The 21,943-nt window shown below is 72.1% G+C and carries 20 protein-coding genes and 2 pseudogenes; 7 read left to right on the top strand and 15 right to left on the bottom strand.

Annotated elements, in window-relative coordinates:
• Window positions 1-25: 25 nt before the first annotated feature.
• A complete protein-coding gene (gene nucS / locus AW27_RS09945) occupies window positions 26-697 on the bottom strand; it encodes an endonuclease NucS (RefSeq protein ID WP_030660334.1) in 672 nt (223 codons plus the stop codon).
• 219 nt (window positions 698-916) lie between these two features.
• On the opposite strand from nucS, the gene AW27_RS09940 reads away from it, so the two are divergent.
• Window positions 917-1,309, top strand: coding sequence for an SCO5389 family protein (locus tag AW27_RS09940; RefSeq protein WP_030660337.1), 393 nt, complete (start codon window positions 917-919; stop codon window positions 1,307-1,309).
• Between the two features lie 22 nt (window positions 1,310-1,331).
• Here AW27_RS09940 and AW27_RS09935 read toward each other — a convergent pair whose 3' ends face one another.
• Window positions 1,332-2,363 carry an LLM class flavin-dependent oxidoreductase gene (locus AW27_RS09935; protein WP_037927956.1) on the bottom strand — a complete coding sequence of 344 codons (1,032 nt, stop codon included), beginning with the start codon at window positions 2,361-2,363 and terminating at the stop codon, window positions 1,332-1,334.
• 231 nt (window positions 2,364-2,594) lie between these two features.
• Here AW27_RS09935 and AW27_RS09930 point away from each other — a divergent pair, with 231 nt between their 5' ends.
• Window positions 2,595-2,921: a hypothetical protein gene (locus tag AW27_RS09930; protein ID WP_037927959.1), complete on the top strand. Its 327-nt coding sequence runs from the start codon at window positions 2,595-2,597 to the stop codon at window positions 2,919-2,921.
• Window positions 2,922-2,938: 17 nt separating this feature from the next.
• On the opposite strand, the gene AW27_RS09925 is transcribed toward AW27_RS09930, so the two are convergent.
• From AW27_RS09925 to mce, 7 genes are all read right to left on the bottom strand, one after another.
• Window positions 2,939-3,775 (bottom strand): ABC transporter permease, encoded by an 837-nt coding sequence (locus AW27_RS09925; RefSeq protein WP_037927963.1) that lies wholly within the window; start codon window positions 3,773-3,775, stop codon window positions 2,939-2,941.
• Window positions 3,772-4,887 carry an ABC transporter ATP-binding protein gene (locus tag AW27_RS09920; protein WP_037927966.1) on the bottom strand — a complete coding sequence of 372 codons (1,116 nt, stop codon included), beginning with the start codon at window positions 4,885-4,887 and terminating at the stop codon, window positions 3,772-3,774. Before AW27_RS09920 ends, AW27_RS09925 begins: the two co-directional genes overlap by 4 nt.
• Before the next feature lie 153 nt (window positions 4,888-5,040).
• Window positions 5,041-5,817 carry an ABC transporter permease gene (locus AW27_RS09915; protein ID WP_037927969.1) on the bottom strand — a complete coding sequence of 259 codons (777 nt, stop codon included), beginning with the start codon at window positions 5,815-5,817 and terminating at the stop codon, window positions 5,041-5,043.
• A 2-nt stretch (window positions 5,818-5,819) separates the two neighbouring features.
• Window positions 5,820-6,833 (bottom strand): ABC transporter ATP-binding protein, encoded by a 1,014-nt coding sequence (locus AW27_RS09910; protein ID WP_037927972.1) that lies wholly within the window; start codon window positions 6,831-6,833, stop codon window positions 5,820-5,822.
• Between the two features lie 100 nt (window positions 6,834-6,933).
• Window positions 6,934-7,872, bottom strand: coding sequence for a coiled-coil domain-containing protein (locus AW27_RS09905; protein ID WP_037927975.1), 939 nt, complete (start codon window positions 7,870-7,872; stop codon window positions 6,934-6,936).
• A gap of 195 nt (window positions 7,873-8,067) precedes the next feature.
• Window positions 8,068-12,624, bottom strand: coding sequence for a polarized growth protein Scy (gene scy, locus AW27_RS09900; RefSeq protein WP_037927978.1), 4,557 nt, complete (start codon window positions 12,622-12,624; stop codon window positions 8,068-8,070).
• A 190-nt stretch (window positions 12,625-12,814) separates the two neighbouring features.
• A complete protein-coding gene (gene mce, locus AW27_RS09895) occupies window positions 12,815-13,243 on the bottom strand; it encodes a methylmalonyl-CoA epimerase (protein WP_031148310.1) in 429 nt (142 codons plus the stop codon).
• Window positions 13,244-13,378: 135 nt separating this feature from the next.
• Here mce and AW27_RS09890 point away from each other — a divergent pair, with 135 nt between their 5' ends.
• Both AW27_RS09890 and meaB read left to right on the top strand, forming a co-directional pair.
• The gene (locus AW27_RS09890; protein WP_037927984.1) at window positions 13,379-14,578 is read left to right on the top strand and encodes an acetyl-CoA C-acetyltransferase; all 1,200 of its coding nucleotides are present in this window, start codon (window positions 13,379-13,381) and stop codon (window positions 14,576-14,578) included.
• Between the two features lie 88 nt (window positions 14,579-14,666).
• A complete protein-coding gene (meaB, locus tag AW27_RS09885) occupies window positions 14,667-15,626 on the top strand; it encodes a methylmalonyl Co-A mutase-associated GTPase MeaB (protein ID WP_037927986.1) in 960 nt (319 codons plus the stop codon).
• An 88-nt stretch (window positions 15,627-15,714) separates the two neighbouring features.
• Here the strand turns inward: meaB and AW27_RS09880 are convergent, their stop codons facing one another.
• From AW27_RS09880 to AW27_RS09865, 4 genes are all read right to left on the bottom strand, one after another.
• Window positions 15,715-16,191 carry a MarR family winged helix-turn-helix transcriptional regulator gene (locus AW27_RS09880; RefSeq protein WP_037928634.1) on the bottom strand — a complete coding sequence of 159 codons (477 nt, stop codon included), beginning with the start codon at window positions 16,189-16,191 and terminating at the stop codon, window positions 15,715-15,717.
• A gap of 64 nt (window positions 16,192-16,255) precedes the next feature.
• Window positions 16,256-17,059 (bottom strand): AIM24 family protein, encoded by an 804-nt coding sequence (locus tag AW27_RS09875; RefSeq protein ID WP_037928636.1) that lies wholly within the window; start codon window positions 17,057-17,059, stop codon window positions 16,256-16,258.
• Between the two features lie 11 nt (window positions 17,060-17,070).
• Window positions 17,071-17,721, bottom strand: a complete 651-nt coding sequence (locus AW27_RS09870; RefSeq protein WP_037927990.1) for an AIM24 family protein — start codon at window positions 17,719-17,721, stop codon at window positions 17,071-17,073.
• Complete coding sequence (locus AW27_RS09865; protein ID WP_037927992.1) at window positions 17,721-18,359, bottom strand: AIM24 family protein; 639 nt, start codon at window positions 18,357-18,359, stop codon at window positions 17,721-17,723. Before AW27_RS09865 ends, AW27_RS09870 begins: the two co-directional genes overlap by 1 nt.
• A gap of 188 nt (window positions 18,360-18,547) precedes the next feature.
• Between AW27_RS09865 and AW27_RS09860 the strand changes: the two genes are divergently transcribed.
• Complete coding sequence (locus AW27_RS09860) at window positions 18,548-18,892, top strand: DUF3817 domain-containing protein (RefSeq protein WP_037927996.1); 345 nt, start codon at window positions 18,548-18,550, stop codon at window positions 18,890-18,892.
• Window positions 18,889-19,185: an MTH1187 family thiamine-binding protein gene (locus AW27_RS09855; protein ID WP_037927999.1), complete on the top strand. Its 297-nt coding sequence runs from the start codon at window positions 18,889-18,891 to the stop codon at window positions 19,183-19,185. The genes AW27_RS09860 and AW27_RS09855 overlap by 4 nt, the downstream gene beginning before the upstream one ends.
• Window positions 19,186-19,382: 197 nt before the next feature.
• Here the strand turns inward: AW27_RS09855 and AW27_RS09850 are convergent, their stop codons facing one another.
• Together AW27_RS09850 and AW27_RS09845 are read right to left on the bottom strand one after the other, a co-directional pair.
• On the bottom strand, window positions 19,383-20,417 hold the full coding sequence (locus AW27_RS09850) for a glycoside hydrolase family 6 protein (RefSeq protein ID WP_037928002.1): 1,035 nt from the start codon (window positions 20,415-20,417) through the stop codon (window positions 19,383-19,385).
• A 131-nt stretch (window positions 20,418-20,548) separates the two neighbouring features.
• A pseudogene (locus AW27_RS09845) lies at window positions 20,549-21,307 on the bottom strand (ArsR/SmtB family transcription factor); the annotation flags it as partial.
• 12 nt (window positions 21,308-21,319) lie between these two features.
• Between AW27_RS09845 and AW27_RS09840 the strand changes: the two are divergent.
• Window positions 21,320-21,927, top strand: a pseudogene (locus AW27_RS09840) (MFS transporter); the annotation flags it as partial.
• Window positions 21,928-21,943: the final 16 nt, after the last annotated feature.

The raw sequence follows: 21,943 nt of genomic DNA, 5'->3' as shown, positions 1-21,943 counted from the left end.
CGGAGCCGTGTCGTTTCGAACGGGATCAGAACAGGCGGAGCTTGTCGTCCTCGATGCCGCGCAGGGCGTCGTAGTCCAGGACCACGCAGTCCATCCCGCGGTCCGTCGCCAGCACCTTCGCCTGCGGCTTGATCTCCTGCGCGGCGAAGACGCCGCGGACCGGGGCCAGGTGCGGATCGCGGTTGAGAAGCTCCAGGTAGCGGGTCAGCTGCTCCACGCCGTCGATCTCGCCGCGGCGCTTGATCTCCACGGCCACCGTCGCGCCCGAGGCGTCCCGGCACAGGATGTCCACCGGGCCGATCGCCGTCATGTACTCGCGCCGGATCAGGGTGTAGCCCTCGCCCAGCGTCTCGATGCGGTCGGCGAGCAGTTCCTGGAGGTGCGCCTCGACGCCGTCCTTGATGAGCCCGGGGTCCGTGCCGAGCTCGTGGGAGGAGTCGTGGAGCACTTCTTCCATCGTGATGATGAGCTTCTCGCCCGCCTTGTTGACGACCGTCCACACACCGGCGTCGTCCCCGCTCCCCTCTTTGAGGGTGCACGGAGGCGACATCCAGTTGAGCGGTTTGTACGCCCGGTCGTCCGCGTGGATCGAGACACTGCCGTCGGCCTTCACGAGGATCAGACGGGGTGCCGAGGGCAGATGGGCGGTGAGCCGGCCCGCATAGTCGACGGAGCAGCGGGCAATCACGAGACGCATGGTCGGCAACGCTACTCGACCTACTGCCCTCCACGCGATTCGCCCCTGAAAGCCCCGTTCGCCGATGGCGCGTTGTATGCGCATTCTCCTGGTGCGTCACCCAGTGGGCGCCTACCGTGGTGAGCGGGAGGTTGTCGAGCGTGCACTCTGCGTCGCGATCTCCTTCCCTGCCCGTAAGACTCCGGCAACCAGTCAGCCGGGGTCGCGAGAGGAGAACCCATGTCGCTCGACGTCTCACCGGCCCTACTCGAACAGGCCGAGCGAGGCGAGGTCGACGAAGCCGCTTTCGTCGACTGCGTCCGGACCTCCCTGCCCTACGCATGGGAGATGATCAGCTCGCTGGTGGCCCAGCTGAAGGTGGACGGCGGCCAGTTCGCCGACAACCAGACGCCGCCGCCCGACGAGCAGGCGCGTGGGCAACTGCTGCGCGCACTCGCGAGTGACGCGATACGCGGTGCGCTGCAGCGGCACTTCGGAGTGCGTCTGGCATTCCAGAACTGTCACCGGGTGGCGGTCTTCCCGCTGGATCCCTCGGTGGACGACCGGCTGGCCAAGTTCACTTCGATCCGCGGCCAGCTGCTCAACCAGTCGCCCGAACTGCGGGACTGCTGAGCAGGGCCGCAGCCGGTAGATCTCAGCCGAGACGGGGCAGGACTTCGGCGCCGAGCCGTCGTACGTTCTCCTCCGTCGCGGCGAGATCTCCCGAGCCCTCCGTCAGGAGGGCGAAGCGTGTGATCCCCGTGCGTGCGGCGGTCGCCGCCAGGCGGTCCGCCGCCAGTTGCGGGGTGCCCACCGGATGAAGGTCGCACAGCAGTTCCGTGTAGGCGACCGGATCCCGCATCGCGCGCACGCGGCCGTCCACGGTCACGTGCGCGTCCAGGCCCAGCCTGAGCCAGCCCGGCATGGACTTCAGCAGGGTCTCGCGCGCGTCGGCGGTGCCGTCCGCGATCTGGCACACCCCGGCCGAGACGTGCCCGGCCAAGGCGACGTGCTCGGGGGAGTGGCCCGCCGCGAGCGCCGTGCTGCGCCACAGCGCGACCATCTCGGCCTTGTTCTCGTCCCCGCAGTGCATGCCCAGCAGCATCGGCAGCCCGCGCTGCGCGGCCGCCCGCACCGACGACGGTGAGGTGCAGGCCACGATGACCTCCGGGCCCGACCCGTCGCCGTCCAGCGCCTCCGAGGGTCGTGGTACGACGGCCACCTCGCGGAAGGCGTACCGCTCGCCGGCGGCACCCACCCGGGCCTCGGTGAGCCAACGCCGCAGCAGGTCCAGGGACTCCGGGAAGCCGTTCTCGTAGGCGTCCAGGCCGCCGCCGAAGACCTCCAGGTCCACCCACGGCCCGCCGCGTCCCACCCCCAGGGTGAAACGGCCGCCCGAGGCCAGGTGCAGCAGGGCCGCCTGCTCCCCCAGGGCGACCGGGTGCGTGCTCGGCAGCACGCTCACCGCCGTGCCCACCCGCAGCCGACGGGTCCGGCCCAGCAGCAGGCCCGCCAGGGTCACCGCCGACGGACAGACCCCGTACGGGACGAAATGGTGCTCGGCCAGCCAGACCGAGTCGAGCCCGGCCTCCTCGGCCACCTCCGCGGTCCGCACTGCCCGGTGCAGTGCCTCGCCCTGTCCCTGGCCAGGGAACTGGGCCGCCAGTACAAACGCTCCTACGCGCATCGCCTTTATCCTCCTCGCGGCTGACGCGGCCTCCCCCAGGTGGACCGGTTCTTCCTATGGCAACAACGTCTGACACGTGCCAAAGGCACGGGCTGACACGAAAGTTATTGGGATTGTCGGGCCAGTGCCGGCCATCGGCCCGTCCTCCCCATGGACACCCTGCGGGTACCCGGCCTCGCTGCGCGTAGTCTGGAAGAAAGTCACTGCCGTCGGCTCATCCGTGAGGTATACGTGTCACCGCGCCACAACCGCCCCAGGGGCGGCGAGAACCCGGACGACCGCCCCGGTGTCGGCCTGGACCGCTTCGGGCTGGAGCGCACCGAGGAGTACCAGGGCGAGGACTGGAAGGTCAGACACGTCGCGGGCGCGAGCGCGGCCGGCAAGCGCTACCGGTGCCCCGGATGCGACCAGGAGATCCCCTCCGGCACCCCGCACCTGGTGGCCTGGCCCGAGTACGGCGGCGTGGACGACCGGCGGCACTGGCACAAGGCCTGCTGGAACGCGAAGGACCGCCGCACCACGAAGGTGCAGCGGTCCCGCAACGCGCCGAGGTACTGACCCCGGCGCCGGCTCCGTCAGACGTCCCGGCGGCCGACCATCACGTACGAGGCGGCGACCGTCGCTCCCGTGATCAGCACGATGATCAGCACATTGGAGAGGTTGCTGGGTGTAGCGCCCAGGTCGCCGCCCTCCTGCATGCCGAACAGCTGGCTCAGCGCGACCGGCACGTTGCGCTGGAGGATCTCCCGCCCGATGGGGGCCACGGCCTCCCAGACGATGAGCATGGCGCCCAGGACCGGCGGCAGCGTGACCAGGCCGAGCATGACGGCGATCGCCCCCGCCGAATGCCGCACCATCGCACCGATCGCCAGGGCGAGCACGCCGAGCAGGGTGACGTAGAGGCAGCCGGCCGCGGCGCCCAGCCACTCGTCGGCCGTGTGCGGGCCGGCGGCGGCCCCGCCGTGGGCGAGGGAGGCGGCGATCCCGACCACGAAGACCGACAGCGCGGTGGCGACGAAGGCCGTGACGCTGAAGACGAGGTACTTGGCGGTCAGGACGCGGAAGCGGTCCGGGGCGGCGGTGAACGTCGTGCGCACCAGTCCGGTGGCGTGCTCCGAGGAGATGGTCAGCACGCCGAGGACCATCACGGCGACCTGGCCGACCATCAGGCCGAAGAGGGCGGGGGTGGTGAAGGAGATCGACTCGTAGTCCCGGTCCGAGGTCTGCGAGACGAAGAGCATCCCGACGCCGACGACGGTCAGCACGAGCGCGCCCAGCGTCCACAGGGTCGAGCGGATCGAGATCAGCTTGGTCCACTCCGAGGCGAGGGCGTGCCCCAGGTGCGGCCGCGGCGAGGGCAACGGAGAGCTGTAGCTCCGCGGCCGGTCCGGCGTCGTGGTCGTCGGGGTCATCGGGTGTCCTCGGGGGAGTCCTTGGCGGTGCTCGCGAGCTCGCCGGGATTGCTGGGCATCAGGAAGGGCCTGCCGCCCGCTCCGGGCGGCGGCGGGGCGAAGAAGCCCGCCTGCGGGACCTCGGGGGCCGCCTGCTCGTCCTCCCAGGCCGGGAGGGCCAGCGGGTCCTCCTCCCACAACTCGGCCCGAGGGTCCTCGGTGGAGGCGTACTCGACGTCGGCCTGGGTCATCCGCATGTACGCCTCCTCCAGCGAGGCCCGGTGCGGGGACAGCTCCCACAGCCGTACGCCGGCCGTGTGCGCGAGGTCGCTGATGCGGGGAAGCTCCAGTCCGGTCACGCGCAGTGCTCCGTCGGGCTCCTGGAGGACCCGGCCGCCCGCCCGGGTGAGGGCTGAACCCAGCGCGTCCCGGCCATCGGGATCGGTGTCGGCCGCACGTACCCGAGCGAATCCGGCCGAGTTGTGCGCGATGAACTCCTGCGTACCCATGTCGGCCAGCAGCCGTCCGCGGCCGATGACGATCAGGTGGTCGGCGGTCAGTGCCATCTCGCTCATCAGGTGCGAGGAGACGAAGACGGTGCGACCCTCGGCGGCGAGCCGGCGCATGAGGTTGCGGACCCAGAGGATGCCCTCGGGGTCCAGCCCGTTGACCGGCTCGTCGAACAGGAGCACCTGGGGGTCGCCGAGCAGCGCCGTGGCGATGCCGAGGCGCTGGCCCATGCCGAGCGAGAAGCCCTTCGTGCGCTGCCGGGCGGCGTCCTGGAGGCCGACGACGGCCAGCACCTCGTCCACCCGCTTCTCCGGGATCCCCGAGAGCTGGGCGATGGACAGCAGGTGGGTGCGGGCCCGGCGGCCGCCGTGCACGGCCTTGGCGTCGAGGAGGGCGCCGACGTGCCGCTGGGCGTTCGGCAGCTCCCGGAAGGGGAAGCCGTTGATCGTGACATGACCGGACGTGGGCCGGTCCAGGCCGAGGATCATGCGCATGGTCGTGGACTTCCCGGAGCCGTTGGGCCCCAGGAATCCCGTCACGTGTCCCGGCTTGACCTGGAAGGACAACTGCTCGACGGCGGTCTTGGCGCCGTAGCGCTTGGTCAGGCCGACTGCCTCGATCATCTCGCTGCCCCTTACCAGGCCGGGACGACTCTCGCCCGTGTAAGGGTTAAGAGGATAGCGAGCTTCCTACGGTTCCGTCCCGGGCCGGATCCCTGACCCGCCCCCGAGGCCGACCCTGGGATGCCCCGTAGTCCTTCCGGAGGGGGCCGGCCGTCAGGCGTCCCTCCTGCTGAGGACGAGGTAGCCACCGAGTACCGAGGCGGCCGCCCACAGGAGCATGATCCCGAGCCCGCCCCACGGGCCGTAGGGCGCGTCAGAGGAGACGGTCGGGGAGGACACGGTCTGCATGATCGCGGACCCGGCCTGGTTGGGCAGGTAGTAGGCGATCTTGTGGGTGGCGTCCACCAGGCTGAGGACGATGGGCAGGATCAGGACGAAGCTGATCAGGATCGAGATCGCGGCGGCGGTGTTGCGCAGCATCATCGACACACCCATCGCGAACACCGCGAGCAGCGCCATGTACAGGCCGACGCCGATCACGGCGCGCAGCACGTTCTCCTCACCGAGCGTGGTGCTGTGCTCGCCGAGGAGGGCCTGGCCGAGGAAGAAGGACAGGAATCCGGTCGCGATGCCGACCACCAGTGCGAGGCCGGTGGCCACGGTGAGCTTCCCCAGCAGCAGGGAGCCGCGGTTCGGCACGGCGGCCAGGGAACTGCGGATCATGCCGGTGCTGTATTCGCTGCCGACCACCATGGCCCCGAAGACGAGCACCGCCACCTGGCCGAGGAGCATTCCGGAGAAGCTCATCTGGGTGGGGTCGAAGGCGATCTGCTGCGGCTCCGGCATGGTGTCGAAGGTCGCGTTGACCACGGCGCACAGACCGGCGCCCATGGCGACGGTCACCAGGAGCGCGGTGGCGAGCGTCCAGCTGGTGGAGGCCACGGTGCGGATCTTGGTCCACTCGGACGTGAGAACGGCGGAGAAGGCCATGGTCACCGCCCGCCCTTGCGCGTGGAGTCTGCGGTGTCGAAACCGGCGCCCCAGGCGGGGACGTCGGCCGGCCGGGCCGGGTTGTCGGTGGCCGGGCCGGGTGCTCCCGGTGCGTGGGAGTGGTATTCGACCGAGTCCGCCGTCATGCGCATGAACGCTTCCTCCAGTGATGCCCGTTGCGGGCTGAGCTCGTGCAGCACGATCTGGTGCCGGGCGGCCAGCTCCCCGAGCTGCTCAGCGCTCGCGCCGTCGATCTCCAGCGTGCCGCCGGCGGGGACGTCGACGGCGTCGATCCCGGCCTCGTGCAGGACGTCCTTGAGCCGCTCCTGCTGCGGCGAGCGCATCCGGACGTAGCTGCGGGAGTTCTGGTGAATGAAATCAGCCATAGAGGTATCGGCCAGCAGCCTTCCTTGGCCGATGACGATCAAATGGTCGGCGGTCAGGGCCATTTCGCTCATCAGATGGGAGGACACGAAGATCGTTCTCCCTTCTGCCGCCAGGCCCTTCATCAGATTGCGGATCCAGAGAATTCCTTCGGGATCCAGGCCGTTGACGGGCTCGTCGAACATGAGGATCTGCGGATCGCCCAGCAATGCGGCGGCGATCCCGAGCCGTTGGCCCATGCCCAGCGAAAAACCTTTGGACTTCTTCCTGGCCGCCGGCGTCAGTCCGACCAGGTCCAGCACCTCGGTGACCCGGCGCTGCGGGATGCCGTTCGACTGGGCCAGGCAGAGAAGGTTGTTGTACGCGGTGCGGCCGCCGTGCATCGCCTTCGCGTCCAGCAGCGCCCCGACGTGCTTGAGCGGTTCCCGCAGTTCCCGGTAGCGCTTGCCGAGGATCCGGACCGTGCCCGCGGTCGGGTTGTCGAGGTCGAGCATCATGCGCATCGTCGTGGACTTGCCCGCCCCGTTGGGGCCGAGGAAGCCGGTCACCACCCCTGGCCTGACCTGGAAGCTGAGGTTGTCGACTGCGGTCTTCGTGCCGAACCGTTTCGTGAGGCCATCGAGTTCGATCATGTCGCCACGCTAGAACGCCCGAGGGCCCTACGCCACCTCGAACGGGTGACATAGGGCCCTCGATCAGGCTCGATCGCTACCTGCGGGTCATGCCCGGTGGCTAACGGCTCTGCTGCGCCGGAACGCCGCGGCTGACCGGCTCGTCGTCCACGATCGGGTTGGCCGCGGCGACGGCCGCACCGGTCAGCGTGGCCAGCATCTCGCGGACGTTGGTCAGCTGCGCGTTGATCGAGTCGCGGCGGTTGGTGAGCGCGGCCAGCTCGCGCTCGGACTCGCTGCGGATGCGGTCGGCCTTGGCGTTGGCGTCGGCCACGATGTCCTCGGCCTGGCGCTGCGCGGTCTCGACGGTCTGGCGGGCCCGGCGCTCGGCGTCCGTACGCAGCTTCTCGGCCTCCAGGCGCAGCTGCTCGGCCCGGTGCTCGATCTCCGCCAGGCGCTTCTCGGCCTTGGCCTGGCGGGAGGCCAGGTCGCGCTCGGACTGCTCACGGCGCTTGGCCAGGTTGGTCTCGAAGTCCGCGGCGGCCTGTGCGGCCTTGGCGCGGGTCTCCTCGAACAGGGCGTCGGCCTCCTCGCGCTTGGAGGCCGCGTCCTTCTGGGCCTCGGCGCGCAGGGTGGCCGCGTCGCCCTTGGCCTTCTCGACGATGCGGACGCCCTCGTCCTCCGCCTTCGACTTGCGGTCGGCCGCGAACGACTCGGCGTCGTTGCGCACCTGCTGGGCGGCCGATTCGGCGAGCTCACGGTGCTGCTCGGCCGCGCGACGGGCCTCCTCGCGCAGGTCCTTCGCCTCCTCCTCGGCCAGCCGCAGGATCTTCTCGACCCGGGCGCCGAGACCCGCGTACGACGGCTCCGCGTCGTTCACCTGGGCCTGGGCGTTCTGCGTCTCGAGGTGCAGCTCCTCGATCCGCTTTTCCAGAGAGTTGATACGTCCAAGGGCGCTGTCGCGGTCGGAGACCAGCTTGGTAATGCGGTCGTCCACCTGACCGCGGTCATAACCACGCCGCACGAGCTCGAAGCCGAAGGGGGAGGAAGTGTCGCTCATGGGGTTCCTGTCGAATGAGACCGATGAGGTGCTACGTGAGGTGTTAGGGGAATCCTAGGCGCCCAGACGGCGTGTCATCGAGTCAATCCGCGTTTGATCTGGACAATGACACCCCTTTTGAGTGGCAAGGCGGCGGAATGCTTGTCACTCGTTCGCCTGAACCCTCATCAGGTGCGCACATCTCGGACCGCTTGGCTACCCCTCCGACGACTTGCCACCCGAACGAGTGGAACCTGCCGAGACTCCGGCCCTGGCACCCCCCGCGCCCTGGCCGCCGACCGCGGGCTTCCCGCCACCCGAAGGCGCCTCGAATGATTCCAACGCCTCAAGCACGTCCTGGACACGGGAGATCTCCCCCTGAATGTCCTGCCGCCTGCGGACGAGGACCTCCAGCTCGCGGCGGCCCTCCTCGACGAGGCGCTCGGCCTCCGCCTTGGCCTCGGCCAGTGCCTTCTCGGCCACGCGCGCCAGCTCGGCCTTCTTCTGCTCGGCCTCCTTGAGTAGGGCCTCCGCCTTGCGGACCGCCGCGATGCGCACCTTGCTCGCCTCGCTGCTCGCGTCCGACAGCAGCTCCTTGGCCTTCGCCTCGGCCTCGACGCTCTGCTCGGTCGCCGCACGCACCAGCTTGTCCACGCGCTCGCCGGCCGACTTCATCTGCTCGGCCGACTCCCGGCGGGCCCGCTCGTGGAGCTCTTCGACCTCGCCCTCGACGCGGCCGCGCAGCTCCTCCGCCCGTTCCCTTATGGCGGCGGCGTCCGTGCGCGCTCCGACCAGCAGCTCGTTGGCATCGGTACGGGCCTTCTCCACCAGGGAGTTGCCCTCGACGGTCGCCTCCGAGGTGATGCGCGCCGCCTCCTTGCGAGCCGCGTCGACCATGGCGTCGGCCTGCTCCTCGGCCGCCGTCGTGGCGGCGAGGGCCTGCTTCTGCGCCTCGACGGTGAGGCTGTCGGCCTCCGCGGCCGCCTCGGTGATCAGCCGGTCGACCTGCTCCGCGGCCTCGCTGCGCCGCTTGTTGGCCTCCTCGCGGGCCTCGTCCAGCAGCCGCTCGGACTCCGCACGGGCCTCCGCCCGGGTGCGTTCCGCCGCGGCGGCGGCCTCCGCCTCGACCCGCTCGGACTCCGACCGGGTACGCGTCGCGTGCTCCTGCGCCGAGGACAGTGCCTCCGAGGCCTCGGTGCGCAGCCGCTCCGCCTCGGACGACGCCTCGCCGACCGTGCGCTCGTTGTCCTTGCGGGTCTGCTCGGTGAGCTTGTCCGCCTCGGCCGCCGCCTCGGTGATGAGCCGGTCCGCCTGCTCGGCCGCCTCGCTGCGCAGCCGGTTCGCCTCGGCGCGTGCCTCGTCCAGCGTCTGCTCGGCGTCGCGCTCGGCACCGGCCAGGGTCTCGCCCGCCGCGGCCGTGACCCGGTCCGCCTCCGCGGTGGCCTCGCCGATGATCCGGCCGCCCTCCGCACGGGCGTCGTCCAGGACGCGGGCCGCGTCGGCGCGCAGCCGCTCGGCCTCGGCCGCGGCCTCTCCGACCGTGGCCTCGTTGGCCACCCGGGTCTCGTCGATGAGCCGGTCGCCCTCGGCGCGCGAGTCGACCATGATCTTCGCGGCGTCCCGCTCGGCGCCCGCCAGCGTCTCGGCCGCCTGCGACTTCAGGCGTGCCGCCTGGGTGGTGAGGCGCTCGGCCTCCGCCGCCGCCTCGCCCACGGTGGCCGCGTTCGCGGCGCGGGTCTCCTCGACGAGGCGCTCCGCCTCCGCCGAGGCCTCGGTGATGAGCCGGTCGACCTGCTCCGCGGCCTCGGTGCGCAGCCGATTGCCCTCGGCCCGCGCCTCGTCCAGCGCGGCCGCGGCCTCAGCGCGGGTGGCCTCGGCGGCCTCCGCCGCCTCGGCGGTCAGCCGCTCCGCCTCCGCCTCGGCCTCGCCGACCGTGGCCGCGTTCGCGGCGCGGGTCTCCTCGGTGATCCGCTCGGCCTCCGCCGAAGCGTCGGCGACGATCCGGACGCCCTCGGCGCGCGAGGCCTCCAGGGCCTCCGCCGCCTCCCCACGGATGCGGTTGGCGTCGTCGCGGGCGTCGGCCCGGGTCCGGGCGGCGTCGCGCTCGGACGCGGCCAGCGCGTCCGTGGCCTCGGTACGCACCCGCTGCGCGTACTCCGCGGTGTCGGTGCGCAGCTGCTCCGCCTCGGCGATCGCCTCGCCGACGGTCCGCTCCGCCAGCGCCTTCGCCGCGTCCGTCTCGGTGCGCGCCTCGGTGCGGATCCGGTGGGCGTCCTCGGCGGCCCGCTCCCGCTCCGCGTGGGCGTCGGCGCGGACCCGGGCCGCCTCTTCCTCGGCCTCCGCCCTCGTCCGCTCCGCCACGTGCTCGGCGGCGCTGCGCAGCCCGGAGATCTCCTCCTCGGCCTGCTCGTGCAGTCCGGCCACGGAGTCGCGCATCTGCTGGGCCGTGGCCTCGGCCGCCGACACCAGCTCCGACGCGCGGCGCTCGGCCTCCTCGGTCAGGCGGGCCGCCTCCGCCTGCGCCTCCTCCGACCGGCGCCGGGCCGCGGCCAGCAGCTCCTCGCTCTGCTCGCGGGCCTGCGCCCGCTCCTGGTCGGCGTCGGTCCGGGCCGACGCCAGGGTCTCTTCGGCCTCCCGGCGGCGCCGGGCGGCCTCCTCCTGCGCGGCGGCCAGCGCCTCGGCGGCTTCCTCGGCGACCCGTTCCGCCGCGGCCTTCGCCTCGGCGCGCAGCCGGTCCGCGGTCTCCTGGGCCTCGGAGCGCACGCGCTCGGCCTCGGTCTCGGCCTCACCGCGCAGCCGTACGGCGACCTGCTCGGCCTCGGCACGTACCCGGCCGGCGTCCTGCGCCGCCTCGGTGCGCAGCCCGTCGGCCTCCGCCTCGGACTGCGCCTGCAGGGTGCGGATGCGCTCCGCCGACTCGGCGCGCAGCCGGTCGTTCTCCTCGGTCGTCTCACGGCGGATGGTCTCCGCCGCCGCGCGGGCGTCGCGCAGCGTCTGCTCGGCCGTGGTCAGCCGGCTCTCGGCCTCCGTGTGCAGCCGTACGAGCTCCTCGTCGGCCTCCGCCCGCTTCGCGGCCAGAGCCTGCTCGGTCTCCTCGCGCCGTGCGAGGGCCGCAGCGTCCGCCTCGGCGCGGACCGACTCGGCCTGCTCCTCGGCCTCGCCGCGGATCCGCTCGGCCTCGGCGCGGGTGCGCTCCAGCGTCTCCTCGGCCTGCCTGCGCAGGGTGCCGGCCCGCTCGACGGCCTCGGCGCGGACCCGCTCGCTCTCCGTGGTCGCCCCGGCGCGCAGTTCGTCCGCGTCGGACTTGGCCTTGCCGAGCAGTTCCTCGGCGGTCTTGGCCGCCTCCTCGATCTGCTGGACCGCCTCGCGGCGGGCCTCGCCGCGGATCCGCTCGCCCTCGGCGACGGCCTCCGCGCGCAGCTGCTCGGCCTCGCCCCGCAGTCGACGGGCCTCCTCCTGCAGCTCGACGGTCCGGGCGCGGTACTCCTCGGTGTCGTCCTTCGCGGCGCCCTTGAGCTCGTCCGCCGTTGCCGCGGCCTGCAGGCGCAGCCGGTCGGCCTCGGCCTCGGCCTCGCGGCGGATCCGTTCGGCCTCCTCGGACGCGGCCCGGGTGGTGGCCCGGGCGTCCTCCGAGGCCTTGTTCAGGACGTCCTCCGCCGTACGGGCGGCCTTCGCCAGCTGTGCGGCCATGTCCTCGGCAGCGGCCGTACGGGCCTGCTCTCCGGCCTCGGTGCGCTGCCGCTCGGCGTCCGCGCGGGCGTCGGCCAGGAGCTGCTCGGCCTCGGCCTTGAGGAGGTCGGCCTCCTTGGTGGCCTGGCCGACCAGCCGGGCGACCTGCTCCTTGGCGGTGCGGGTGCGCTGTTCGTTGACCGACTCCGCCGACGCGAGCTGGCGCGAGGCGCTCTCCTTGGCCTCCGCGAGGACCTTTTCGGCCTCGGCACGCGCCTCGCGCAGCGCGGACTCGGCCTCCTGCACCCGGGATTCGGCGATGCGGCCGAGGTCCAGGGTCTGCTGCCGGGTCTGCTCCGCCTCGGCGGAGGTGGTGGAGCGCAGCCGCTCGGCGTGCTGGGTGGCCTCCTGCGCCTGGGTGGAGGCGGCGGTCAGCAGTCGCTCGGCCTCCTTGCGGGCGCGCAGCAGCGTGGACTCGGCCTCCGCGCGGGCGGCGTCGGCATCGGCGGTCATCCGGCGCCGGGTCTCTTCGGCGACCCGGGCGGCCTCGGCGCGCGCCGCGTTCAGGGACTGCTCGGCCTCGGCGCGGGACTCCTCCATCAGGCGGCGAGCCTGGGCCTCGGTACGGGCGCGCAGCTGTTCCGCCCAGGCCACGTTCTCGTTGACGTGCGCCTCGACGGTCTGGCGGCGCTCGTTGAGCTCCTGGTCCAGCCGCTGGCGGCGGTTGACGGCCTCGGTGTGCAGCTCGGCCTGCAGGCGCGCCTGGTGCTCGGCGTGCTCCTGGAGGATGCGCTGGGTCTGCGCCCGTGCGTCGCGCAGCTCGCGCTCGGCGTCGGAGCGCATCTGGTCGGCCTGGATCTGGGCGTTGCGGAGCAACTGCTCCGCCTGATAGCCCATGTCCGCGCCGTCGTAGGCAGGGCGGGACGCGAGGGCCCGGCGTACCTCGTGGAGCTTGGCGCGCAGCACCTCGACCTGGTAGCCCAGGTCCTCAGCGTGCTGGACGGCCTTCCCGCGCTCCTTCTTCAGCCGCTCCATCTCGGCCTCGAAGCGCGAGAGATGGTCGGCCTCGGCCTGATGGCTCTCCTGGCTTTCGTAGCCCCGCACAGCGCGGTCCCATCCGTCCCCTGGTCGCAAGCTCACTCCCAATGAGCATCGCTCGCCCGCTGAACGACGCCCCCGGGGGAATGGTGTCAGATACCGGGGCAGGGGTCACAGGCCCCGACCCTCTCCGCACCGAACCCCGGCCGAGCCATGGCCACTCTACCGGCCGGGGAATCGGGCCATCAGTGGTCCATCAATGGTCGGGGCCGGAGGTGACCAGTTCGGTGAGGACTCCGTGGCAGTCCTTGGGGTGCAGGAAGGTGATCGAGGAGCCCATCGAACCGGTGCGGGGCTGGTCGTAGAGCACGCGGACGCCCTTGCCGCGGATGGCCTCGGAGTCGCCCCGGACGTCCTCGGTGCCGAAGGCGATGTGGTGCACGCCCTCGCCGTTCTTGGCGAGCCACTTGCCCACGGCGGAGTCCTCGCGGGTGGGCTCCAGGAGCTGGATGTAGGAGGCGCCGCCGTCGGAGGTTTCGTTGATCTTCAACATGGCCTCGCGGACGCCCTGCTCCTCGTTGACCTCGGTGTGGAACACCTCGAAGCCGTACGTGGCACGGTAGAACTCGACAGTCTTGTCCAGGTCGAAGCAGGCGATCCCGATGTGGTCGATTCTTGTCAGCATGGGGACAGTGCACTCCTGAAGGGGGCGGTCACGCAACGTGCGCGCGATCACACCGGCAGCCCGGTGACCGCTGCGGTACCGCCCAGTACATTCACGTAAACCCTCGTTCACTCCTCATCCAAGGGGCTGTGCCTCATGTCCGGATCGAACAACACCACCTCCGTGATCGTCGCCGGGGCCCGCACGCCCATGGGGCGGCTGCTCGGCTCGCTGAAGTCCTTCTCGGGCGCCGACCTCGGCGGCTTCGCCATCAAGTCCGCGCTGGAGCGGGCCGGGATCTCCGGCGACCAGGTCCAGTACGTGATCATGGGCCAGGTGCTCCAGGCCGGCGCGGGTCAGATCCCCGCCCGCCAGGCGGCGGTCAAGGCCGGCATCCCGATGAACGTGCCGGCCCTGACCATCAACAAGGTGTGCCTGTCCGGCCTGGACGCGATCGCGCTGGCCGACCAGCTGATCCGCGCCGGCGAGTTCGACATCGTCGTCGCGGGCGGCCAGGAGTCGATGACCAACGCCCCGCACCTGCTGCCGAAGTCCCGCGAGGGCTACAAGTACGGCGCGATCGAGATGCTGGACGCGATGGCCTACGACGGCCTCACCGACGCCTTCGAGAACATCGCGATGGGCGAGTCCACCGAGAAGCACAACACCCGCCTGGGCATCGAGCGCGGCCCGCAGGACGCGTTCGCCGCCGCCTCCCACCAGCGTGCGGCCGCCGCCCAGAAGAACGGCGTCTTCGAGGCGGAGATCACCCCGGTCGAGATCCCGCAGCGCAAGGGCGACCCGGTGATCTTCTCCACCGACGAGGGCATCCGCCCCGAGACCACGGTGGAGTCGCTCGGCAAGCTGCGGCCCGCCTTCGCCAAGGACGGCACGATCACCGCCGGCACCTCCTCGCAGATCAGCGACGGCGCGGCCGCCGTGGTCGTGATGAGCAGGGCGAAGGCCGAGGAGCTCGGCCTGGAGTGGATCGCGGAGATCGGCGCCCACGGCAATGTGGCGGGCCCGGACAACTCCCTCCAGTCGCAGCCGTCGAACGCGATCCTGCACGCCCTGAAGAAGGAGGGTCTGGAGGTTTCCGACCTGGACCTCATCGAGATCAACGAGGCCTTCGCGGCGGTCGCCGTGCAGTCAATGAAGGATCTGGGCGTGACCCCGGAAAAGGTGAACGTCAACGGCGGTGCGATCGCCCTGGGCCACCCGATCGGCATGTCCGGGGCCCGCGTGGTGCTGCACCTGGCGCTGGAGCTCAAGCGCCGCGGCGGCGGGGTCGGCGCGGCCGCGCTGTGCGGCGGCGGCGGCCAGGGTGACGCGCTGATCGTCCGCGTCGCCAAGTAGCCGCCGAGTAAGCGGCCCGGCCGCCGGGCCGGAACCGGGCCCGGCGGCCCGCACGTATCCCGTACGAGAACCGAGGAGCGCAGCACGCATGACGGTGGACGTCCCCCAGCTGGTGGCCCAGGCGCGGGAGGGCCGGCCGAGAGCGGTGGCCCGGTTGATCTCGCTGGTCGAGGGGGCGTCCCCGCAGCTGCGTGAGGTGATGGCCGCGCTGGCCCCGCTGACGGGCGGGGCGTACGTGGTGGGCCTGACGGGATCGCCGGGCGTGGGCAAGTCGACCTCGACGTCCGCGCTGGTGTCGGCGTACCGCAGGACCGGCAAGCGCGTGGGCGTCCTCGCCGTGGACCCGTCCTCGCCCTTCTCCGGCGGGGCGCTGCTCGGCGACCGGGTGCGGATGTCGGACCACGCCTCGGACCCGGGGGTCTACATCCGCTCCATGGCCACCCGCGGCCACCTGGGCGGTCTCGCCTGGGCTGCCCCGCAGGCGATCCGGGTGCTGGACGCGGCCGGCTGCGACGTGATCCTGGTCGAGACGGTCGGCGTCGGGCAGTCGGAGGTGGAGATCGCCTCGCAGGCGGACACCTCGGTGGTGCTGCTGGCTCCGGGGATGGGCGACGGGATCCAGGCTGCCAAGGCGGGCATCCTGGAGATCGGCGACGTGTACGTGGTCAACAAGGCCGACCGGGACGGCGCGGACGCCACCGCCCGCGAGCTGAACCACATGCTGGGGCTGGGCGAGGCGCGCGGCCGGGACGACTGGCGGCCGCCGATCGTGAAGACGGTGGCGGCTCGCGGGCAGGGCATCGACGAGGTCGTCGAGGCGTTGGAGAAGCACCGGGCGTGGATGGACGAGCGCGGCGTGCTCGCCGAGCGGCGGGCTGCGCGGGCCGCCCGGGAGGTCGAGACGATCGCCGTCACGGCGCTGCGGGCGCGGATGGCCGACGTGCACGGGGACGCGCACCTCGGCGCGCTGGCCGCCCGGGTCGCCGAGGGCGAGCTGGATCCGTACGCGGCGGCCGACGCCCTCCTGGCGACCCTGACGGAGGCCTGACGGCCCCGGCGGCGGGCGGGCAGCGGGCGGATCGCCCCGCCCGCTGCCGGGCGGGGCGATCCGGGCGCCCGGACCGACCTGGACCGGCTCAGACCTTGCCGCGGGTGCCGCGCAGGTGCTCCGCGACCGGGGTCAGGGAGGTGCGCAGCGCCGCCAGGGCCTCCGGCGGCAGCAAGTCGATGAAGTGCCGGCGGACGGACGCCACGTGGTGCGGGGCGACCTTCCGCATCGTCTCCATGCCCTCGTCCGTGAGCACCGCGTACAGGCCGCGGCGGTCGGACTCGCAGTTGACCCGGCGGACCAGGCCCGCCGTCTCCATGCGCGTGATCTGGTGCGAGAGCCGGCTCTTGGACTGCAGGGTCGCGGTCGCGAGATCGCTCATGCGCATCCGGTGCTCCTGCGACTCCGAGAGGTTCACGAGGATCTCGTAGTCGTTGTTGGTGAGTCCGAAGGGCTGGAGATCCTTTTCCAGCTGGTGCATGAGCAGCCTGCTGACGTCCAGGTGAGTGCGCCAGGCGCACTGCTCCGCGTCGGTGAGCCAGCGCGTTGCCGTCTCGGTCTCCATGGTCTCCATGAATGAACTCTACCTAAAAAGTTGAATTGCGTACAAAGGTCGAAAGTCCCGGCCGTTACAGTCCCAGGCGCCGCTGGAGATCACCCAGCTGTCCCGGCATCCTCGGCACACCCACCTGCCCCAGGGGTCCCTGGCCGGCCCCCGGCACGCCCTGTGCGTTGCCCGTGGCCGCCCCGGCACCCACCGTGCCGACCGACTGCTCCGCCATCAGCATCTCCGAGGACTGCAGCAGCACCGTCCCCGCTCCGACGAACTCGAACTGGTGCTCCTCGCCCGAGGTTCCCCCGATGCCGGTCAGCGAGCGCAGTCCGCCCATCACGCCGGACATGTAGCCGTGATCGTAATGGTGACAGGGAGACGGGCAGTCCGCCCATCCGACGAGCGCCTGCGGGTCCACGCGCAGCGGCGGCTCCATGAACACCACCGGCCCGTTGGAGGCCGCCACGAACTTCCCGGTCCCGATCAGTGTCAGGAAGCCCGGGACGATCGACTGCTTCAGGGCGAGCGAGGGCTGGTAGGCGAGCAGGTTGCCCGAGCGGATCGTCAGGTTCCCGTCGTCCAGGTCGTACGAGTTCACATCGAACGCCCGGTCGGCCAGCAGCATCTTGCCCTGGCCCTCGGCGACCACCCAGTCGCTGGCGTGCAGCGGGGAGTGGAAACTGGTGCGCAGCAGGCGGTCGAAGCGCCCGTTGCCGATGCCGTTGAACTCGATGCGCCCGTAGTACGAGATCATCTTGCCCTTCTGCAGGAACCACTGGCTCCCCTTGAGCTCCACGCAGAAGGTGTAGGCGTTCACGTTGTCGTCCGACGGCAGCGTGTACGGGTCGAAGACCGTCGGGCCGCCGGGCCCGCCCGTCACGGGGCCAAAGTTCACAGCTTCTCCTCGGAGGCCTGTACGTACACCGCGCCCTGGCCGGACAGTTCCAGCTGGAACGCCTCGCCCGAGCCGCGCCCCACCATGTCCCGCCAGCCGAGGGCGGTGGAGAGCTTGTTCCTGACGTCCCCGTGGTGGGCCACGTACGCCTGCGGGTCCACGTGGACCGGCCGGTTCGCGGTGATCGGGAGTTCCATGACCCCGCCGTGGGCCATCACGGCGACCGAGCCGTGGCCCTTGAGGGTGGTGGTGAAGAGGCCCTGTCCGGTCACCTGGCCGCGGACCATGCCCATGACCCCGCCCTGCGACCCCATGAACATCGTGCCCTGCTGGAGGGTGCCGTCGAAGGCGAGCAGCCGGTCGGCCTCCACGTAGAGGGTTTCGCCGGTCAGGTTGATCACCTGGATGTGGTGGCCGCCGTGCCCGAACATCACGGTCCCGCTGCCCTCGACCGCCATCAGCGGGGTCTGCTCGTTGGCCACGCGGCGCCCGATCATGCCCATGACGCCGCCCTGACCGCCCGTCATGCTCGGGGTGAAGGAGACGTCGCCGCGGTAGGCGAGCATCGCGCCGCGCTGGCTGAACATCTTCTGACCCGGGACGACCTGGGCCTCGACCATCTTCGAGTTGATCTCGCGGAACGGCATCAGAGATCGCCCCCGACGGTGTTGCGTTCGCTCGGCTGCACGTAGACCAGGCCCTCGCCCTCGAAGCGGATCTGGAACGCCTCGCCGGAGCCCTCGCCGATCAGCGTGCGGAAGGTCACGCCGGACTGGAAGGACTGCTGGAGGTTGCCGGTGTGCGCGATGTACGCCCCCGGGTCGACGGACAGCGGGTACTGGGCGCTCACGCGCAGCACCACGGCCGGGCCGTCGGAGATGATCGCGGCCTGCCCCGAGCCCTCCACCGTCGTGGTGAACAGACCGTTGCCCGTCGAGGCGCCGCGCAGACCGGTGAACGTGGTGCCGGTGCGCAGGCCGGCGTCCGTGCACAGCAGGTTGCTGGACTCGACGTGGAGCTTCTCACCGTGCAGATTGACCAGATTGATCTCACTTGCGCGGTCGGCGAAGAAGCAGGTGCCGTGCCCCTGTACCTCCATCACCGTCATCTGTTCGCCGGTCAGCCGGCGGGTCACCATGCCGCGGAGGCCTTCGCCGCCGCCGGTCATCTTCTTGAAGGCCATCTGCCCGTCGTACGCGACCATGGAGCCGTTCTTCGCTTTCACGGCGTCCCCGGTCAGGTCGACGGCCAGCACCTTGCTGCCTTGGAGTCGGAACTGAGCCACGGGAAGACGTTATCGGCAGGGGGCGGACCCGAACAGAGTCCCGTGGCCGGATATATGACACACCCGGGCGTTTGGGAGCGATCGCGGTCCGGCCCGGCCCGTGCCGCGGCGGAGGGGCCGGGTCAAGATCCCGCAAAGCGGCTGAGACACTGGATGGCGACCCCGGCCTCCCTCCCCGAAGGTTCCACGTGGACATCAAGACCGCCTCCGCCCTGCACCGCCTGCGCCTCGTCTCCGTCCCGGAGGCGCTGTCGTTCCCGGCCCTGCTGATCTTCGGCTCGCTGCTGAGCCGGGTCTCGGACATCGACTACCTGCTGCTGCCGCTGGGCCTGCTGCACGCGTTCCTGTTCATGGTCTACTCGGTGCTGCTGCTGGACGTGTGGTACAAGGCGAAGTGGCCGTTCAAGAAGGCCCTGTTCTTCTTCGTCCTCTCGGTGGTGCCCCTGGGCGGCCTCTACGGCGACAAGCTGCTCAAGCGCGAAGAGGCCGACAGCGTGGTCGCGGCCCGTGCCCGTGAGGCGGCCCGGGCGTGATCGTCGCGTTCTCGGTGACCCCGCTCGGGGTCGGTGAAGAGGTGGGCGAGTACGTCGCCGACGCCGTCCGCGTGGTCCGCGAGTCAGGGCTCCCGAACCGCACCGACGCCATGTTCACCACCGTCGAAGGTGAGTGGGACGAGGTCATGGACGTGATCCGGCGCGCGGTCGCCGCCGTCGAGGAGCGGGCGCCCCGTGTCTCCTTCATCCTGAAGGCCGACATCCGCCCCGGCGTCACCGACGGGATCACCTCGAAGGTGGAGACGGTGGAGCGTCACCTCGCGCAGGGGTGAACGACCCGTTCCCGCCCCACGCCGCGAGCGCCCCCGGCCGATCGGCCGGGGGCGCTCGCGCATGCTCGGACCCCCATCCGGCTGACCGCGCTCACTGTTGAGCGATCGCTCGCAGCGTGGGAACGGGGGGGTGGCCGCACCTCGCGGCGTCGCCGTCGGGCGTCCGGGTGCGCCCGGCGCTGCTCCGCGGACACGGCCTACGAGGCGCCCCGTGCCCGGCGGGCCAGGCCGAGGGCCTGTTCGGGCCACCAGGCGCCGGCCGCCGGGCCACCGCGGCAGGTTCCGTCGGACTCGCCGGGCCGTTTCACCCAGAGGTACGCGTCCACGAGCGGGTCGCCGGTCCGGTCGGTCGGCGGCGTGCCGAGCGCGCGGCCCGGCGGGTTGCAGGAGACGCGTCCGCGGTCACCCGGCAGGGGCCCCTCGCCGTTGCGGCCGGTGTCGACGACGAAGTGCCGGCCCTCGACCGCCCGGGAGAGCTTCGCGCCGTAGGCCCGTACGGCCGCGTCGGGCTGGAAGCCGGAGACGTTGAGGGCGAAGCCGTCGGCGCGGTCGAGGCCCGCGCGGCGGAGCGGGCCGGCGAGATCCGCCGGGTCGCGGATCCACGTCGGCCCGCCGGCGTCCAGATAGACCTTCGTGTGGCGGTTCCGCTTGAGCCGGTCGACGGCCTCGGAGAGCAGCCGGTAGCGCTCGGCGCGGTGCTCGGCGCGCACGCAGCCGTCGACGGCGTGCGCGACGGCGTGCGGCTCCAGCACGACGAGGGCCCGGGCGTCGCCGATGGCATCGGCGAACGCGTCGATCCAGTCGCGGTAGGCGCGGGCGTCGGCGGCGCCGCCCGCGGGCGGCTGCCCGCAGCCGCGGGGCGGGATGTGGTGCGCGGCCAGGACCAGCGTCCGCCCGGAGGCCTTCGCGGCCGCGCGGGCCCGGCGGATCCCGGGTCCGGGATCGCCCGGTCGTCCCCACAGGGCGACCGGCCGGTCCGCGATCCGGCGCAGTACCTGGGCGTCGGCGTAGCGGCCCGTCGCCTCCCAGGCCGCGACCTGCCGGGCGGCCTCGCTGTCGGGGTCCACCCAGAACGGGGACTCGCCGTGGGCGGCCGTGGCCGTGGGGCCGGCGGCTTGGCCGGCGGCGGGACCGCGCGGCCCGTGATCCGGCGCGGTGGTGCAGGCGGCGGCCGCGGCGAGGAGCAGGAGGAGGCCGAGGACGGCGACGGGCCTGGGAGCGACGGGTGGCATCCGGATTCCTCGCGACGAAGGGTCGGGGGCGGGCCGTGAGGCGGTGAGGCGGTGACGCGGTAGGGATGTATGACCGGAATATGGTGACATGACGGTCCGTCGGCTCGGTCGTGCGACACCGCCCGCGCCGGTCAGTCGGCGGCGCTCCCGGTGGTGAGGGCGATGGCCAGCGGGGTGCGTTCGTAGAGGACCTGGTGCCCGGGGCGGACGGAGACGAGCAAACCTGCGGCCTGCAGGATCCCCAGGTGGGCCGAGACGGTGGAGGGGGCCAGGCCGAGGCGGTGGGCCAGGGCGGTCGTGGACGCCGGCTCCTCCAGCGCGCACAGGACGTCCGCCCGGGCCCGGCCCAGCAGCCGGGTCAGCGCGGTCGGCGTGTCCTGGTCCGCCGGGGTCCACAGGGCGCCGATGCCGCGCGCCGGATAGACGACGGTCGGCCGCCAGGGCGGGTCGAAGCCGCCCGCGATCTGCGGCCAGACGAAGGCGCTCGGCATGAGCAGCAGCCCCTGGCCGCCCAGCACCCGGTCGTGGTGGCTGGGCCGCTCGATGGTGAGGGTGAGAGACGCGGGGTCCCAGGAGGGATCAGGGTGCAGGCCGTCGAAGAGGGACGCCAGCCCGCCGGCGGCCAGACGGCGGGTGTGGATGAGGACGTCCGCCTCCAGCAGGGCCCGCAGTCGGGGCCAGTGCGGCTCGACCAGTACGCCCCAGGCCCGCTCCAGCAGATCGGCCAGTTCCCGTACCGACCGGGCCGGATCGGCGAGCAGGGCCCGGCCCGGCTCGCTGTCGAGCGCGCCCGGCGTGCACGCCAACGACCTGTGGATGTCCTCGCGCGCAGCGGCCGGGTCGGCCGCCCGGATCACCGCGAGCTCCTCCTCGAAGGAGACGCCCGGACCTCCGCGATCGCCGGGATGCGGGCCGTCCTGGGGCGGCGCCGGCTGCGGGCGCTCACCCTGTTGTTCTGGCTTCCGCCCGTCTTCCTCGTCGTCCCGAGGCGCTGCTCGCCGCGTACGCCGACGGCATCGGCGCCGGGACCGGCGTCCTCGGCCTGATGATGTGCGCCATGCCCGTCGGCACCCTGGCCGGGGAGCTCTGGGCGGGCTCCGCGCTCAGTGCGCGGACGCGTTCGCGGATCGTCGCCCCGCTCGCCGCCGGCGGCCTGCTGCCGTTCCTCCTCTACGCCGGCCGGCCGGGCGTGCCCGTCGCCCTGCTCGCGCTGCTGCTCGCCGGGCTGGCCCACGCCTACACCCTGGGGCTGGACCAGTGGTACGTGGACGCCGTCCCCGACGGGTTGCGCGGCCGGGCGATGACCCTGCTCAGCACCGGCCTGATGACCCTCCAGGGAGCAGGCATGGCCCTGGCCGGGGTCGCCGCCGAGTTCTTGCCGGTGCACGTGGTCGTCACGGGGGCCGGGGTGCTCGGTACGGTCGTCGCCCTGGCTCTCCTGGCCGAACTCCGCTGCGCGGTCCGGCAGGAGGAGCGACTGAGGGATGAGACGGCCCCCGCCGTGAAGTGACCTCCCGGTAGGGTCG

The sequence above is a fragment of the Streptomyces sp. PCS3-D2 genome, from assembly GCF_000612545.2.
GTDB lineage: Bacteria > Actinomycetota > Actinomycetes > Streptomycetales > Streptomycetaceae > Streptomyces.
The sequence above is the reverse complement of the archived record's forward strand: the minus strand, read 5'-3'. Positions and strand labels throughout refer to the sequence as shown.